The sequence below is a fragment of the Erwinia sp. Leaf53 genome (assembly GCF_001422605.1).
Classification (GTDB): domain Bacteria; phylum Pseudomonadota; class Gammaproteobacteria; order Enterobacterales; family Enterobacteriaceae; genus Erwinia.
Map to the genome: position 1 here is coordinate 398,959 of NZ_LMLK01000001.1, position 16,080 is coordinate 415,038.

13 protein-coding genes and 1 other RNA gene are annotated in these 16,080 nt (G+C 57.8%); 10 read left to right on the forward strand and 4 right to left on the reverse strand.

Features of this window, described 5'->3' with window-relative positions:
• Window positions 1-17 precede the first annotated feature (17 nt).
• On the forward strand, window positions 18-1,658 hold the full coding sequence (locus ASF13_RS01775; protein ID WP_056231834.1) for a thiamine pyrophosphate-binding protein: 1,641 nt from the start codon (window positions 18-20) through the stop codon (window positions 1,656-1,658).
• Between the two features lie 100 nt (window positions 1,659-1,758).
• Here the strand turns inward: ASF13_RS01775 and ASF13_RS01780 are convergent, their stop codons facing one another.
• Window positions 1,759-2,514, reverse strand: a complete 756-nt coding sequence (locus tag ASF13_RS01780) for a M48 family metallopeptidase (protein WP_056231836.1) — start codon at window positions 2,512-2,514, stop codon at window positions 1,759-1,761.
• A 288-nt stretch (window positions 2,515-2,802) separates the two neighbouring features.
• Here ASF13_RS01780 and tkt point away from each other — a divergent pair, with 288 nt between their 5' ends.
• The 7 genes from tkt (at window position 2,803) to ASF13_RS01815 (ending at window position 11,590) form a co-directional block, all read left to right on the forward strand.
• Complete coding sequence (tkt, locus tag ASF13_RS01785) at window positions 2,803-4,794, forward strand: transketolase (protein WP_056231839.1); 1,992 nt, start codon at window positions 2,803-2,805, stop codon at window positions 4,792-4,794.
• Between the two features lie 463 nt (window positions 4,795-5,257).
• Complete coding sequence (epd, locus tag ASF13_RS01790; RefSeq protein ID WP_056231841.1) at window positions 5,258-6,277, forward strand: erythrose-4-phosphate dehydrogenase; 1,020 nt, start codon at window positions 5,258-5,260, stop codon at window positions 6,275-6,277.
• A gap of 50 nt (window positions 6,278-6,327) precedes the next feature.
• Complete coding sequence (gene pgk, locus ASF13_RS01795) at window positions 6,328-7,491, forward strand: phosphoglycerate kinase (RefSeq protein WP_056231845.1); 1,164 nt, start codon at window positions 6,328-6,330, stop codon at window positions 7,489-7,491.
• A gap of 89 nt (window positions 7,492-7,580) precedes the next feature.
• Window positions 7,581-8,660 carry a class II fructose-bisphosphate aldolase gene (fbaA, locus tag ASF13_RS01800; protein ID WP_056231848.1) on the forward strand — a complete coding sequence of 360 codons (1,080 nt, stop codon included), beginning with the start codon at window positions 7,581-7,583 and terminating at the stop codon, window positions 8,658-8,660.
• Window positions 8,661-8,840: 180 nt separating this feature from the next.
• Window positions 8,841-9,752, forward strand: coding sequence for a small-conductance mechanosensitive channel MscS (gene mscS / locus ASF13_RS01805; protein WP_056231851.1), 912 nt, complete (start codon window positions 8,841-8,843; stop codon window positions 9,750-9,752).
• A gap of 317 nt (window positions 9,753-10,069) precedes the next feature.
• The gene (gene argO / locus ASF13_RS01810) at window positions 10,070-10,693 is read left to right on the forward strand and encodes an arginine exporter ArgO (RefSeq protein WP_056231855.1); all 624 of its coding nucleotides are present in this window, start codon (window positions 10,070-10,072) and stop codon (window positions 10,691-10,693) included.
• A gap of 138 nt (window positions 10,694-10,831) precedes the next feature.
• Window positions 10,832-11,590, forward strand: coding sequence for an oxidative stress defense protein (locus tag ASF13_RS01815; RefSeq protein ID WP_056231858.1), 759 nt, complete (start codon window positions 10,832-10,834; stop codon window positions 11,588-11,590).
• A gap of 51 nt (window positions 11,591-11,641) precedes the next feature.
• Here the strand turns inward: ASF13_RS01815 and ASF13_RS01820 are convergent, their stop codons facing one another.
• A complete protein-coding gene (locus tag ASF13_RS01820) occupies window positions 11,642-12,544 on the reverse strand; it encodes a LysR family transcriptional regulator ArgP (RefSeq protein ID WP_056231861.1) in 903 nt (300 codons plus the stop codon).
• A gap of 204 nt (window positions 12,545-12,748) precedes the next feature.
• Here ASF13_RS01820 and rpiA point away from each other — a divergent pair, with 204 nt between their 5' ends.
• Both rpiA and serA read left to right on the forward strand, forming a co-directional pair.
• On the forward strand, window positions 12,749-13,408 hold the full coding sequence (gene rpiA, locus ASF13_RS01825; protein WP_056231863.1) for a ribose-5-phosphate isomerase RpiA: 660 nt from the start codon (window positions 12,749-12,751) through the stop codon (window positions 13,406-13,408).
• A 370-nt stretch (window positions 13,409-13,778) separates the two neighbouring features.
• Window positions 13,779-15,017, forward strand: coding sequence for a phosphoglycerate dehydrogenase (gene serA / locus ASF13_RS01830; RefSeq protein WP_056231866.1), 1,239 nt, complete (start codon window positions 13,779-13,781; stop codon window positions 15,015-15,017).
• 191 nt (window positions 15,018-15,208) lie between these two features.
• Here the strand turns inward: serA and ASF13_RS01835 are convergent, their stop codons facing one another.
• On the reverse strand, window positions 15,209-15,796 hold the full coding sequence (locus tag ASF13_RS01835) for a 5-formyltetrahydrofolate cyclo-ligase (protein ID WP_056231869.1): 588 nt from the start codon (window positions 15,794-15,796) through the stop codon (window positions 15,209-15,211).
• 86 nt (window positions 15,797-15,882) lie between these two features.
• A non-coding RNA gene (gene ssrS / locus ASF13_RS23120) (6S RNA) lies at window positions 15,883-16,067 on the reverse strand.
• Window positions 16,068-16,080: the final 13 nt, after the last annotated feature.

Here is a 16,080-nt window from a genome sequence, read left to right on the forward strand (position 1 = left end):
CTGATGGGAAGCAAACGATGAGTGAAACCATTACGGTAGGTGAAGCGCTGGCCCGCACCCTTGAGCAGTATGGCGTCAGCACGATGTACGGGATTATTTCGATTCACAATTTACCGATCGCCGATGCGGTCGGGCGGCGTGGAAGATTGCGCTTTGTCACCAGCCGCGGTGAGGCCGGGGCGGTAAGCATGGCGGATGCGCACGGTCGGTTCAGTGGCCTGGGCGTGGCGCTGACCAGCACCGGTTGCGGTGCCGGCAATGCCGTCGGCGCGCTGCTGGAAGCCGCTAACGCCGGTACGCCGCTGCTGCATATCACCGGCCAGGTGGAGAAAGCTTACCTGGATGCCGACTGCAGCTTTATCCATGAGGCCCGCGATCAGCTGGGATTTCTGCGCGCCAGCGGCAAAGAGGCGCTGCGCGTGCACTCCCCACAGCAGGCGGTGGCCATGCTGCACCGGGCGATTCAGCTGGCGCAAACGCCACCCTGTGGCCCGGTTTCGCTGGAAATTCCGATCGATATCCAGAACAGCCGGGTACCGTTAAGTCTGGTGACCCCCGCCGTGCGGCCGCTGCAGCCCGCATCACCGCCAGCCGACGTGGTGGCGGCGCTGGCACAGCGTCTGCGGGCGGCTCAACGGCCACTGTTGTGGGTGGGCGGCGGGGCGCTGCAGGCCGCCGATGCGGTACGCCAGCTGGCAGATGCCGGCGTGGCGGTGATCTCCAGCACGCACGGGCGCGGCATCCTGGCGGACAGTCACCCGCGCAGCCTGCGGGCATTTCATAACTCACTCTCTGTTGAGGCGTTGTTGCGCCGCTGCGACCTGACGCTGGTGGCCGGCTCACGGTTGCGCAGCAACGAAACCCGCAGCTGGACGCTGCCGCTGCCGTCACCGTTGCTGCAGATTGACCTCGACCCGGCGGCTGCCAGCCGTAACTATCCGGCGGACGAGGTGCTCAGTTATGACTGCGCCGCGCTGCTGAGCGCGCTGGCAGCCATTTATGTCCCCGCTGAACGCCCCGATCCGGCATGGGATCGCGATATTGCACAGGCGGTGAGCGCAGCGGAAACCGATCTGCGCGATCAATGTGGCGTCTATGCCGGGCTGAGCGATGCCGTGGCTGCCGCTCTGCCACCATCGGGCATTTTTGTTCGTGATATCACCGTATCCGGCAGTCTGTGGGGCAGCCGTTTACTGCCCACCGGTCGCCCGGGAGCGCGGATCCATTCGCTGGCCGGGGCGATCGGTATGGGGCTGCCGATGGCGATTGGTACTGCACTGGCCAACCCGGAAAGCAGGGTGGTCGCGCTGGTCGGCGACGGTGGCCTGGCGTTGGGATTAGGTGAGCTGGCAACCCTGGTGCAGGAAAACGCCAACGTCACGCTGCTGGTCATGAATGACGGCGGTTATGGCGTAATGCGCGGCATTCAGGACAAATACTTTGAAGGGCGGCAGTTTTATAACCGGCTGCATACGCCGGACTTCACGCTGCTGGCCCGGGCGATGGGGCTGAACGCCCGCAGGGTGACGGCCGCGGCCGGTTTTCACGCCGCGTTGAGTGAAGCGGTGGCGCAGCCAGGCCCGTCGCTGATTGAAGTGGCCATGCAGGAGATCGGCCCGCTGCACTTTGCCGGGCCACCGCAGAAAACACTTTACTGAAAACAGGGGCTGAACGCCTTCAGCCTGTGAAGGGCAGGAGGCCGCAGGCGCTGCCCTTGTTAATACCGGCAATCGCTACCGGGCGTAAGGCGGGTGAGGATTATTTACCTGCCGCGATACGCGCCTTAATATGATCGGCCCGCTCCTGTGACGCCGGGTGCGAGTCGAACAGGCTGCCGCCACCGCTGCCGCCTTCCATCTTCGCCAGTTTCTCAAAGCTGGTTACCAGACCGTTTGGATTCACACCGCGTTTTTTCAGCAGGTCGAATGAATAGTCATCGGCCTGAGTCTCCTGCGTTTGCGAGAACTGTGCACCGATCAGTTTCTCGCCGAGGTCACCCAGCTGGGACTGCGACAGCGAGGCCGCAACGCCACCGGCGGAGGCGGCGGCGGTACGCGCGGCGGTGGTGGCATAAGCCAGCTGCATCGCCTTGCGCGAGTGCCCCAGCGCCACGTGGCCCATTTCGTGGCCGACAACCGCTTCAACTTCGTTGTCGGTCATCAGGTCCATCAGGCCGCTGTAGACGCGAATACAGCCGTTAGCCATCGCCCAGGCGTTAACGTCTTTGGTCAGGTAAACCTTATAGTTGGCCGGTGTACCGTTAATATTGTCGCCCAGCGAGGCGGCAATTTTATTCAGGCGCTGGGTGTAGGGGCTGCTTGCCGGGGCGACCTGATTCTCCGCGTCCATCTGCTGACAGGATTTAGCACTGAGCTCTTTGACCTGCTCATCGCTCAGCGTGACCGCCTGAAAAGCCTGTGCGCCAGACTGCATCAGAGCGTTGCTGTCAAAATTCTGACAGCCAGAAACCAGGGTTGCCAGCGACAACGCGGCAAAGGCGAGACGTTTCTTCATTCCAGTTCATCCATTCAGGTAACAAGGTAAAAAAATCAGAAAGTTGGCAAAATACGGCTGCGGTAATCGTCCGGCAGTAATCTGAGTTATAGCGCCTGCGGCATTGCTTGCCTAGTCGGGGCATTCTCAAAACGCAAATAATGTGAGGATTTTTACCTGCCGCGGCATGTACATGTTACCCGTATTTCATGTACATTGATGGGCGACTTTCGTTCTGCTTTGCCTGATAACTCATTGATTACAATAGGTTGAGAAAGGTGAAGCGTTAAATCCGACCTGGAGTAGAAAATGTCTTCTCGTAAAGAGCTTGCCAACGCCATTCGCGCATTAAGTATGGATGCGGTGCAAAAAGCCAAATCCGGCCACCCTGGTGCCCCTATGGGTATGGCTGATATCGCCGAAGTCCTGTGGCGTGAATTTCTGAATCACAACCCTACAAATCCGCTGTGGGCCGATCGTGACCGCTTCGTGCTGTCTAACGGCCACGGCTCGATGCTGATCTACAGCCTGCTGCACCTCACCGGCTACGATCTGCCGATTGGCGAACTGGCTAACTTCCGTCAGCTGCACTCCAAAACTCCAGGTCACCCGGAATACGGCTACACCGCCGGCGTTGAAACCACTACCGGTCCGCTGGGCCAGGGTATTGCTAACGCCGTGGGCTTTGCTATCGCTGAACGCACGCTGGCCGCGCAGTTCAACCGTCCTGGCCACGATGTGGTAGACCATAACACCTACGTGTTTATGGGCGACGGCTGCATGATGGAAGGCATCTCTCACGAAGTCTGCTCGCTGGCCGGTACGCTGAAGCTGGGCAAACTGGTGGCGTTCTATGATGACAACGGTATCTCTATCGATGGTCATATTGAAGGCTGGTTCACCGACGACACCGCGACCCGCTTCGAGTCTTACGGCTGGCACGTGGTGCGCGGCATTGACGGCCATGATGCTGAATCGATTAAAAAAGCGGTGGAAGAGGCCAAAGCAGTCACGGATAAACCTTCACTGCTGATGTGCAAAACCATCATCGGTTTCGGCTCACCAAACAAAGCGGGTACCCATGATTCCCACGGCGCCCCGCTGGGTGACGATGAGATCGCACTGACCCGCAAGCAGCTGGGCTGGAACCACGCGCCGTTTGAGATCCCACAGGATATCTACGCGCAGTGGGATGCCAAAGAAGCCGGTCAGGCGAAAGAAGCCGCATGGGATGAGAAATTCGCCGCCTACGCGAAAGCCTTCCCGGAACTGGCCGCCGAGTTCAAGCGCCGCGTCAACAATGAGCTGCCGGCAAACTGGGCTGAAGAGTCACAGAAATTCGTTGAACAGCTGCAGGCTAACCCGGCGAAAATCGCCAGCCGTAAAGCCTCTCAGAACGCCATCGAAGCCTTCGGTAAGCTGCTGCCAGAGTATCTGGGCGGTTCCGCTGACCTGGCACCAAGTAACCTGACCATGTGGTCCGGTTCTAAGCCAATCAATGAAGACGCTGCGGGTAACTATATCCATTACGGCGTGCGCGAATTCGGTATGACCGCGATCGCCAACGGTATCACCCTGCACGGTGGTTTCCTGCCGTACACCGCGACCTTCCTGATGTTCGTTGAATATGCGCGTAACGCCGTGCGTATGGCCGCGCTGATGAAGATCCAGCAGGTGATGGTTTACACCCACGACTCGATCGGTCTGGGCGAAGATGGCCCGACTCACCAGCCGGTTGAGCAGCTGGCCAGCCTGCGCGTGACCCCGAACATGAGCACCTGGCGTCCGTGTGACCAGGTTGAATCAGCGATTGCCTGGAAATACGCTATCGAGCGTAAAGACGGCCCGACCGCGCTGATCCTCTCACGTCAGAACCTGGCACAGCAGGATCGTACCGCTGAGCAGCTGGCTAACGTGGCCCGCGGTGCTTATGTGCTGAAAGACAGCGAAGGTACGCCTGAGCTGATCCTGATTGCAACCGGTTCTGAAGTTGAGCTGGCAACCGGCGCTTACGATAAGCTGACTGCGGAAGGCCGTAAGGTGCGCGTGGTCTCTATGCCGTCTACCGATGCCTTCGACAAGCAGGATGCGGCCTACCGTGAATCCGTGCTGCCGAAAGCCGTCAGCGCGCGCGTGGCCATTGAAGCGGGCATCGCGGATTACTGGTTCAAATACACCGGCCTGAACGGTGCTATCGTCGGTATGACCAGCTTCGGTGAGTCTGCACCGGCCGAGCAGCTGTTTGACCTGTTTGGCTTCACCGTGGATAACGTGGTCGCTAAAGCGAAAGAACTGCTGTAATCCTCTGAGCTGCCGTTTACCGGTAGTTATCAGACAAGGCGCTGCATTGCAGCGCCTTTTTTTTACCTCTGCCCCTTTCAGCGATCTGCCCTATGTCCGGTTCAGGGGGGGCGTTGCCTGCATGATGACTGCACCCTGCCGCCAGCGGCGTGGTTCAGGGGATGGCAGAGCCTGATCCCGCCTTTTTCCTGCTGATGAACCTTGCGTGATTATCGGATAAATTTTACGCGTTAAAACTCTTTTTTGTGACGCAGATCCAATCTTTAGCAGGTAGTTGACCCCCACTATTCCTATCGGCATTGATTTTTATTACTCTGGCTGAACCGTTTCAGTCGTGACAAATGAAATGACCGGCGGCAAGGCAGATGTTTCTGTAATATAAGAATTCCCTGTACAAATTGCGGCAGCTGGCTCAGGCTATTCTCCCAATTCAGACTAATGGTGAATTTTTAGCAGGGGTACTATGACGGTTCGTATTGCCATTAACGGTTTTGGTCGTATCGGGCGCAACGTGCTGCGTGCGCTGTATGAAACCGGACGTCGCGCGGAGGTAACGGTGGTGGCGATCAATGAGCTGGCTGACGCCGCCGGAATGGCGCATCTGCTTAAATACGATACCAGCCACGGGCGCTTTGCCTGGGACGTGCGTCAGGAACGCGATTTGCTCCAGGTGGGTGATGACAGCATTCGTCTGCTGCATGTGCCTGATATTGCCTCACTGCCGTGGCGCGAGCTGAACGTGGATATCGTACTGGACTGTACCGGCGTGTATGGCAGCCGTGCAGATGGCGAAGCGCATCTGCAGGCCGGCGCTAAAAAGGTGCTGTTCTCACACCCCGGCGGTAACGATCTCGATGCCACCGTGGTGTTCGGGGTGAACGAGCAGGAACTGCAACCCGGGCATCTGCTGGTGTCTAATGCTTCCTGTACCACCAACTGCATTATTCCGATTATCAAACTGCTGGATGACGCCTGGGGCATCGAGTCCGGCACGGTAACCACCATCCATTCGGCGATGCACGATCAGCAGGTGATTGATGCCTACCACCCGGACCTGCGGCGCACGCGTGCCGCCAGCCAGTCCATTATTCCGGTGGATACCCGGCTGGCCGCCGGTATCACGCGCATCTTCCCCAAATTTAACGATCGCTTTGAAGCGATCGCAGTGCGCGTTCCGACTATCAACGTCACGGCGATCGATCTCAGCGTCAGCGTGCGTGATGCGGTCACGGCGCGCGAGGTGAACGACCTGCTGCAAAGTGCGTCAGAAGGGGCATTTAGTGGTATAGTTGACTACACGGAATTACCGTTAGTCTCTATTGATTTTAACCACGATCCGCACAGTGCCATTGTCGACGGCACGCAGACGCGGGTCAGCGGTAAGCACCTGATCAAGACGCTGGTCTGGTGCGACAATGAATGGGGTTTCGCTAACCGGATGATCGACACCACCTTAGCGATGGCCACAAGCGGTTTCAGGTAGGGCGCGGCTTGCGCCTGTCAAAACTTTGAGAATCAACGAGAGGGTTCACCATGTCTGTAATTAAGATGACCGATCTGGATCTGGCTGGTAAGCGTGTTCTGATCCGTGCCGATCTGAACGTACCGGTTAAAGAAGGGAAAGTGACGTCAGATGCACGTATCCGTGCTTCTCTGCCGACCATCGAAGCCGCGCTGAAGCAGGGTGCTAAAGTGATGGTAACCTCCCACCTGGGTCGTCCGACCGAAGGCGAATACAACGAAGAGTTCTCACTGCTGCCGGTAGTCAACTACCTGAAAGAGAAGCTGGGTGCCGACAACGTTTCGCTGGCAAATGATTACCTCGACGGCGTTGAGCTAGCGGCCGGTAAGCTGGTGGTGCTGGAAAACGTGCGCTTTAACAAAGGCGAGAAGAAAGACGACGAAGCCCTCTCTAAAAAATACGCAGCCCTGTGCGATATCTTCGTGATGGATGCCTTCGGCACCGCACACCGTGCGCAGGCGTCCACCCATGGCGTGGGCAAATTTGCTCCTGTCGCCTGTGCCGGTCCGCTGCTGTCAGCCGAGCTGGAAGCGCTGGGCAAAGCCCTGAAAAACCCTGCACGCCCGATGGTGGCCGTGGTTGGTGGTTCTAAAGTATCCACCAAGTTTGACGTGCTGAACTCGCTGGTGAAAATTGCTGACACCGTGATCGTCGGTGGCGGTATCGCGAACACCTTCGTGGCTATCGACAACAACGTCGGTAAGTCACTGTACGAACCCGATTTCGTTGAAGCCGCAAAAAAACTGCGTGACGAGCACGGTATCCCGGTACCGGTTGACTCCCGCGTTGGCACCGAGTTCTCTGAAACTGCCCCTTCTACGGTGAAGAAAGTGTCAGAAGTGCAGGACAACGAAGAGATCATGGACTTCGGCGACGAAACCGCACTGGCGATGGCTGCCCTGCTGAAAGATGCTAAAACCATTCTGTGGAATGGCCCGGTTGGCGTGTTTGAATTCCCTAACTTCCGCAAAGGTACTGAAATCGTCGCTAAGGCGATTGCAGACAGCGAGGCGTTCTCCATCGCCGGCGGCGGTGATACCCTGGCAGCGATCGACCTGTTCGGTATCGAAGACAAGATTTCCTACATCTCTACCGGCGGCGGCGCATTCCTCGAATTCGTGGAAGGCAAGGTTCTGCCAGCGGTAGCCATGCTCGAAGAGCGTGCGAAACAGTAATTGAGTGGCGGGGCCGTTGCGCCCCGCCGGTATGATTTGCCCTACGGGGCAACCTTCTTAACGGCCGACAAAAAACAGGACAAGCTAACATGTCTAAGATTTTTGATTTCGTAAAACCAGGCGTTGTCACCGGTGACGACGTGCAGAAGATTTTCCAGGTAGCGAAAGAGAACAAATTCGCCCTGCCAGCAGTTAACTGCGTGGGTACCGATTCTATCAACGCCGTACTGGAAGCCGCTGCGAAAGTGAAAGCACCGGTCATCATCCAGTTCTCTAACGGTGGCGCAGCGTTTATCGCTGGTAAAGGCTTCAAATCTGACAAGCCGCAGGCCGCTGCGATTTTCGGTGCTATTGCCGGTGCCCATCACGTGCATCTGATGGCTGAACAGTACGGCGTGCCGGTGATCCTGCACACTGACCACTGTGCCAAGAAACTGCTGCCGTGGATCGACGGTCTGCTGGATGCGGGTGAAGCTCACTTTGCGAAAACCGGCAAACCGCTGTTCTCTTCTCACATGATCGACCTGTCTGAAGAGTCACTGGAAGAGAACATTGAGATCTCTGCTAAATACCTGGCGCGCATGGCGAAACTCGACATGACCCTGGAGATCGAACTGGGCTGCACCGGCGGTGAAGAAGATGGCGTGGACAACAGCCACATGGACGCATCTGCGCTGTACACCCAGCCGGAAGACGTTGATTACGCTTACACCGAGCTGAGCAAAATCAGCCCGCGTTTCACCATCGCGGCCTCTTTCGGTAACGTACACGGCGTGTACAAGCCAGGCAACGTGAAGCTGACCCCAACCATCCTGCGTGATTCTCAGGATTACGTCAGCAAGAAACACAACCTGCCGCACAACTCGCTGGACTTCGTGTTCCACGGCGGTTCCGGTTCTTCTGCTGCAGAGATCGAAGAGTCAATTGGTTACGGCGTAATCAAAATGAACATCGATACCGACACCCAGTGGGCAACCTGGGACGGCATCCTGCAGTACTACAAAAAGAACGAAGGTTATCTGCAGGCGCAGCTGGGCAACCCGGAAGGCGCTGATAAGCCGAATAAGAAGTTCTACGATCCACGCGTCTGGCTGCGTGCTTCACAGGCTTCTATGGTTGTGCGCCTGGAGCAGGCATTCAAAGAGCTGAACGCGATCGACGTTCTGTAATCGCCGCTCTTATTAACAAGGCCCCGCGGGGCCTTTTTTTATGCCATTGCCGCAGAAAATCTAAGCAATCCCGTCACTTATTTGGCACATCCGCCATTATTGTTTACCCTTAACTCACCGGTTGTCGTGTATGCGGCAAGAATTTGCACGCCCGCTTTGGGCCAACAACAGGAACAACAGATGGATGATTTGAACGTGGTACACGGGATTAACAGCGCCGGCGGCTGGCTGGTGCGCAACCAGGCGCTGCTGCTGAGCTATGTGGTCAATATCGTGGCGGCCGTCGCGATTATTATCGTCGGCATGATGGTGGCGCGCTTTATCTCCGGCGGCGTGAACAAGGTGCTGCGCGCCCGCCATATCGATGCCACAGTGGCCGACTTCCTCTCCGCGCTGGTGCGCTACGGCGTGATCGCCTTTACCCTGATTGCCGCACTGGGCCGGGTTGGGGTGCAAACCGCTTCGGTGATTGCCGTACTGGGTGCCGCCGGTTTAGCCCTCGCGCTGTCGCTGCAGGGCTCGCTCTCTAACCTCGCGGCCGGCGTGTTGCTGGTCACCTTCCGCCCGTTCCGCACCGGTGAATTCGTCGACCTGGGCGGGGTGATGGGCACCGTTCAGAACGTGCAGATCTTCTCGACCACCCTGCGCAGCGCCGACGGTAAGTACGTGGTGGTGCCGAACGGCAAAATTATCGCCGGCAATATTATCAACTTCTCCCGCGAACCGGAGCGCCGTAACGAATTTATTATCGGCGTGGCCTACGATGCCGACGTGGATCTGGTGTTGAAACTGCTGCGTGAGGTGGTGGATGCTGACCCGCGCGTGCTGCAGGAGCGCGGCGTGCAGATTGGCCTGAATGAACTGGCGGCCTCATCGCTGAACTTCGTGGTGCGCTGCTGGAGCAATGCCGGCGATCTGCAGCAGGTCTACTGGGATCTGATGAAGAACTTCAAACGCACGCTGGACGAGCACAATATCGGTATTCCTTACCCGCAGATGGACGTGCATCTGCATCAGGTTAAGGCGGCTGAACAGGCGGCACAGAATGCTGCACAGGACGCCCCGCAACAATTAACCAAACCGTTACCGTAAGCGTTTTAACCTCTGCCCCAGGGCAGAGGTTTTGCTGTAAACAGATGGATGTAATAGCTAATTGACGCCACAGAATGCATTAATCCACCCACATTCCACAGTCCACAGTCCACAGTCCACAGTCCAGCCCACAGCTTATGCCCCCACCAGCGCTTGCTAAGTTAAACATCATTAAATCCTTTATTCAGGCAGCGCGACTATCACGCCTGGATACTATCGTTATAAGAAAAATCGATTAATCATTAAAATTATCAATTTCCCCTAATAATAATGCCGCTATACACTGGCCGAAAATAGTCTGACAGAGGGGGTTTATTGTGTTATCCGTTTATTTTCAGGGGGTTGCCTTAGGTGCAGCCCTGATCCTGCCGTTAGGGCCTCAAAACGCCTTTGTCATGAATCAGGGCATTCGTCGTCAGTATCACCTGATGACCGCTGCGCTCTGTACGTTGAGCGACGTGGCGCTGATCTGTGCCGGCATCTTCGGCGGCAGCGCGCTGCTGAGTCAGTCGCCGCTGCTGCTCAACCTGGTGACCTGGGGTGGTGTGGCGTTCCTGCTGTGGTACGGCTGGGGCGCGCTGCGCACCGCCTTCAGCGGCGATATTACTCTGGCCTCGGGTGAGGGGCTGCGGCAGGGGCGCTGGCGCATTGTGATCACTATGATGGCGGTCACCTGGCTTAACCCGCACGTCTATCTGGACACCTTTGTGGTGCTCGGCAGCCTCGGGGGCCAACTGCCGGAAGAGGCGCGTCGCTGGTTCGCGCTCGGTTCGGTCAGTGCCTCGGTGGTGTGGTTCTTTGGCCTGGCGCTGCTGGCCGCGTGGCTGTCGCCGCGGCTGAATACGCCGCGCGCGCAGCGTGTAGTTAACCTGCTGGTCGGGCTGGTGATGTGGATCATCGCGCTCAAGCTGGCGCTGCAGGCGCTGGGACTGTGGCAGTAAACTTCCTTTAGGAATTGTGGTCATAGTATGGCGAGATGCCACACGCTAAAATGTGCTGCATCGTCGTGAACTGACGGAATAATTCGCTGCTGTCGGCTATGCTTCTGACAGCAGCAATTTTGCGCTGATAACAGCCTTATGGAGGAAGCAGTGAAGCTGACTAAACTGGCCCTGGCCGCAATGATTGGACTGAGTACTTTACCGCTGGCCGCGCAGGCGGATGAACTGCCGAACGGCCCGCACGTGGTGACGTCCGGGCAGTCCAGCGTGGATGCCACCCCGGATATTGCCACGCTGGCAATTGAAGTGAACGTCTCTGCTAAGGACGCTGCTGAGGCGAAAAAGCAGGCCGATTCACGCGTGCAACAGTATTTTGATTTCCTGGATAAAAGCGGCATTGAGAAAAAAGACATCAATGCGGCTAACCTGCGTACCCAGCCGGAGTATGACTACCTGAAAGACGGTAAGTCAGTGCTCAAGGGCTATCGTGCGGTGCGCACCGTGGAAGTGACGCTGCGCCAGCTGGATAAGCTGAATGAACTGCTGGACGGTGCGCTGAAGTCCGGTCTGAACGAAATCCGCACGGTTGAGCTGGGCGTGGCACATCCTGAGCAGTATCGCGATAAAGCCCGTAAGGCGGCCATTGAGGACGCGACCCGTCAGGCCGATGAACTGGCGAAAGGCTTTGGCACCACGCTGGGACCGGTGTACAGCATTCGCTATCACGTTGCCAACTACCAGCCGATGCCGATGGCGCGCATGTACAAAACCGCCGAAGCGGCTCCGATGACCTCAGCGGCCCAGACCTACGAGCAACAGAGCATCCACTTTGACGATCAGGTTGACGTAGTGTTTGAACTGCAGCGCGGCCATCAGCCGGCTGCCGCTAATCCGTAACAGGGTAAAGAACGGGGGCAGGGCAGATTGCCTGCCCCCTGTTTAGTGCGTCTACTCGCCGGTATCCTGGCGCAGCACGCGGTGGCCGTGTGCCAGCAGCGCATCGGTCACCCGGCGCATTAAACGACTCTCCGGTGCAAAGCGGTGCCAGTAGAGCATCCGACGCTGTAGCAGCCCAGGCGTCAGGTCGATCAACTCCCCTTCAGCCAGTTCACGTTCAATCTGCAGGTGCGGGATCATACAGCAGGTGGTGCCCTGACGCGCCAGCTGTACAAAGGCTTCCGACGAGTTCACGATGTGGCAGGGCACGCTGCCCGGCGACAGGTCAAAGTTCTGCTGTAAAAACGCCTGATGCATATCGTCCAGATGGTCAAAGGCCACCGCCGGCGCTTTCAGCAGCGCGGAGCGGGTAACACCGTTCGGGAAATAGCGCGCGGCAAACTCTTTGGAACCCACGAACAGATAATCCAGCGCCCCGAGCTGATCCACCAGGCAACTGGGCAGCGGCTGCGGCTGGATACTGATTGCCCCGACCACTTCACCCCGGCGCAGGCGCTCCTGGGTGCGGGTTTCATCCTCCACCTGAATATTCAGACGCACCGGCGAGTCGGTCAGCACCGTTTTCAGCGCCGGCAGCAGCCAGGTCGCCAGGCTGTCGGCGTTGACCGCCAGCGACAGCAGCAGCGGCGTGGTGCCGCTGTTATCATCGCCCAGCCACTCCTCTTCCAGCAGCTCGACCTGGTGCAGCAGCGCCAGCAGTTTCTGCCCCTGCTCGGTCGGGCGTGGCGGCACGGTTCGTACCAGCAGCGGCTGGCCAAACATATTTTCCAGCTGCTTGATACGCTGTGACACGGCAGACTGGGTAATACAGAGCTTTTGTGCGGCACGTTCAAAGCCGCGCTCGCGAATCACTGCATCCAGCGCCTGAAGGGTTCGATAATCCGGGCGTTTCATGAATCGTAGTACTCTTCTCTCAGGTGTGGTGACAGCACTATGCCACACTTTTTCGCATTTGGGCGGCGCTTGCGGCACTTTGTGAATCAATCACTTTGTGGGCAAGCCTGCAATCCTGGCATCTTACCGCGTCCTGAGCGGTGATTTTCCGCCGCCTTGCTTTATACTACGCGCACACAGTGGATCACAGGGTTTAGGCATACCATGACGCAGGATGAACTGAAGAAAGCCGTCGGCTGGGCGGCGCTGGATTACGTCACGCCGGGGACAATTGTCGGGGTCGGGACCGGCTCTACCGCCGCGCACTTTATCGATGCGCTGGGCTCGATTAAGCACCAGATTGAAGGCGCGGTCTCCAGCTCTGAAGCGTCGACGGAGAAGCTGAAAAGCCTGGGGATCCCGGTATTCGACCTTAATGAAATCGACGTGCTGTCGGTTTACGTCGACGGTGCCGATGAGATTAACGGCCAGATGCAGATGATCAAAGGTGGCGGCGCGGCCCTGACCCGCGAGAAAATCGTCGCAGCGGTAGCCGAGCGCTTTATCTGTATCGCCGACGCCACCAAGCAGGTTGACGTGCTGGGGAATTTCCCGCTGCCGGTGGAAGTGATCCCGATGGCACGCAGCTACGTGGCACGCCAGCTGGTGAAGCTCGGTGGCCTGCCGGAGTATCGTCAGAACGTGCTGACCGACAACGGTAATATCATTCTCGACGTACATAACCTGAAAATTGTCGACCCGATTGCGCTGGAACAGGCGATCAACGCGCTGCCGGGTGTGGTGACCGTCGGCCTGTTCGCTGCCCGTGGGGCCGATGTGGCACTGATTGGCACCGCCGATGGTGTGAAAACCATCAAAAAATGATCTGGCGGGTGCCGATAGCGTCGGTACCCGTTTTTTTTAACTAAAAAATATCTTTTCTTCGTCCGCTGCAATTTGGTGACTTATGTCACATTGCAGGCTCCAGTCGTGTGATCCTCCTGATGCTGACTACGGCGTAGCGATTTTCTATCGTAATATTCTGAGGCGCGATATCCCGTGCTGGTGAGCAGAGCAATCGTTTGTATTGCTGCGGGCGTAAATTTTGTTATTTTGACAGAAGGCAATCTTATATCGCGGCAGTTCACTCCGTGCCGGGCGGCATTTTGGCGTTTTCATCGCCCAGCCTGCGCTGACAGAACCACCGGATAGCAGGATTACGCCACATCTGAAGTCTGCTAAATAGGGTCGGGAAATGGCAAAAGTATCACTGGAGAAAGACAGGATTAAGTTCCTGTTGGTGGAAGGCGTGCATCAGAGCGCGGTAGAGAATCTGCGTGCTGCAGGCTACACCAACATCGAATTTCACAAAGGCGCACTGGACAGCGACGCACTGAAAGAATCCATCCGCGATGCACACTTCATCGGGCTGCGTTCGCGTACTCAGCTGACCGAAGAGATCTTCGCCGCGGCTGAAAAACTGGTTGCCGTCGGCTGCTTCTGCATCGGGACCAACCAGGTTGACCTGAATGCGGCCGCGATCCGCGGGATTCCGGTCTTTAACGCACCTTTCTCCAACACCCGATCCGTCGCTGAACTGGTTATCGGCGAGCTGCTGCTGATGCTGCGCGGTGTGCCGGCGGCCAACGCCAAAGCGCACCGCGGTGAGTGGTTCAAGCAGGCGGTTGGCTCCTATGAAGCGCGCGGCAAAAAGCTGGGCATCATCGGCTACGGCCATATCGGCATGCAGCTTGGCGTGCTGGCGGAAAGCCTCGGCATGCATGTGTTCTTCTACGACATTGAGAGCAAGCTGCCGCTGGGTAACGCCACTCAGGTCCAGCATCTCTCCGACCTGCTGAACATGAGCGACGTGGTCAGCCTGCACGTGCCGGAAACCCAGTCGACGCAGAACATGATGGGCGCAGAGCAGCTGGCGCTGATGAAGCCGGGCTCGCTGCTGATCAACGCCTCACGCGGTACGGTGGTGGATATCCCGGCGCTATGTGAAGTGCTGGCCAGCAAGCACCTTGCCGGCGCTGCGATTGACGTCTTCCCGGTTGAGCCGGCGACCAACACCGATCCGTTTATCTCCCCGCTGAGCGCCTTTGATAACGTGATCCTGACCCCGCACATCGGCGGTTCTACTCAGGAAGCGCAGGAGAATATCGGCACCGAAGTGGCCGGTAAGCTGGTGAAATACTCTGACAACGGCTCAACGCTGTCGGCGGTAAACTTCCCGGAAGCCTCGCTGCCGATGCACGGCGTTAACGCCAGCCGTCTGCTGCACATCCACGAGAACCGTCCGGGCGTGCTGACTGCGATCAACCTGATCTTCGCCGATCAGGGGATCAACATCTCGGCGCAGTACCTGCAGACCACCCCGCAGATGGGCTATGTGGTGATTGACGTTGATGCACCACAGGACGTGGCGGATAAAGCGCTGCAGCTGATGAAGGCCATTCCTGGCACTATTCGCGCACGCCTGCTGTACTGATCTTCGCGCCAGTAATGTTAAAGGCCGACTGTTTTCAGTCGGCTTTTTTATGCCTGTGGCCTGCTGACACCGCGTTAACTCCCCCAAAACCTTTATTACGCCAGACTTAACTCTTCAGACACCAGGCCCTGCCGGGCGGGTTTTCTGCTGGCTCTGTCTGTTCCTGTGGCTGCGCAGGTGCAAGGGTGAGGCTACCACTGCCAGATGTAAGATGGCGTAATCAGCGCGGGCAGGGGAATATCCCACCCGGCCACCGGCAGCTGCTCCACCTGCTGGCAGTCATGCGCCAGCCCCACCGGCAGAAAACCGTGCTGTTGCCAGTTTTGCAGCGTGCGGTCGTAAAACCCGCCGCCCATGCCCAGCCGCTGCCCCTGACTGTCAAAGGCGACCAGCGGCACCATCAGCACGTCCAGCTCGCTCAGCGGCAGAAGCTGACGGATATCCAGCGGCGGTTCAGGGATACGCAGGCGGTTGATATGCAATTCGGTGTGCGGCTCATAGCGCAAAAACAGCAGCTGGCCGGCGGAGAACGGATGCAGCACCGGCAGGTAGACGCGCTGCTTGCGCTGCCACAGTTTGGCAATCAGCGGGCGGGTGTTGATCTCGCCGTCGACCGACAGAAACAGGGCGATACTTTTTGCTCCGGCAATCGGGGCGAAACTGAGCGCATGCTCCGCGATCAGATCGGCGGCCTGCCGCTGCTGCTCATCGCTCAGCGCTCGCCGTAAATGGCGCACGTGTCTACGAATATCCTGACGATCGTGAAGATTGAGGTTCATACGCGGTTGACTCCGTAAACAGAGGGATGTCGCTTAGCGTAAGGAAGATTAAAGCCGGGGAAAAGGGGACTGCGGTAAAAAAGGTAGGAATCTCCGAGATGCCGCTGCAGGCTGTAACCCTTGAACCCTTGGTTCAAGGTGAGACTGCCGTCGTAGCCATCAGGCTTCTCGGACGGACCGAGCATGCTCACAGGCTACAGAGCGCCAGACTCTGTTTGGTATGAAATATCGGCTCAGGGGACTGGCCCGCTTGCAAACATCTCAGAGAATTTTTTACTTCATCG

Coding starts and splice junctions, on each gene's coding strand:
- rpiA (WP_056231863.1), top strand. CDS start 12,749: ATGACGCAGGATGAACTGAAGAAAGCCGTCGGCTGGGCGGCGCTGGAT.
- ASF13_RS01815 (WP_056231858.1), top strand. CDS start 10,832: ATGGAGGAAGCAGTGAAGCTGACTAAACTGGCCCTGGCCGCAATGATT.
- serA (WP_056231866.1), top strand. CDS start 13,779: ATGGCAAAAGTATCACTGGAGAAAGACAGGATTAAGTTCCTGTTGGTG.
- pgk (WP_056231845.1), top strand. CDS start 6,328: ATGTCTGTAATTAAGATGACCGATCTGGATCTGGCTGGTAAGCGTGTT.
- ASF13_RS01835 (WP_056231869.1), bottom strand. CDS start 15,796: ATGAACCTCAATCTTCACGATCGTCAGGATATTCGTAGACACGTGCGC.
- ASF13_RS01780 (WP_056231836.1), bottom strand. CDS start 2,514: ATGAAGAAACGTCTCGCCTTTGCCGCGTTGTCGCTGGCAACCCTGGTT.
- ASF13_RS01775 (WP_056231834.1), top strand. CDS start 18: ATGAGTGAAACCATTACGGTAGGTGAAGCGCTGGCCCGCACCCTTGAG.
- mscS (WP_056231851.1), top strand. CDS start 8,841: ATGGATGATTTGAACGTGGTACACGGGATTAACAGCGCCGGCGGCTGG.
- tkt (WP_056231839.1), top strand. CDS start 2,803: ATGTCTTCTCGTAAAGAGCTTGCCAACGCCATTCGCGCATTAAGTATG.
- fbaA (WP_056231848.1), top strand. CDS start 7,581: ATGTCTAAGATTTTTGATTTCGTAAAACCAGGCGTTGTCACCGGTGAC.
- ASF13_RS01820 (WP_056231861.1), bottom strand. CDS start 12,544: ATGAAACGCCCGGATTATCGAACCCTTCAGGCGCTGGATGCAGTGATT.
- epd (WP_056231841.1), top strand. CDS start 5,258: ATGACGGTTCGTATTGCCATTAACGGTTTTGGTCGTATCGGGCGCAAC.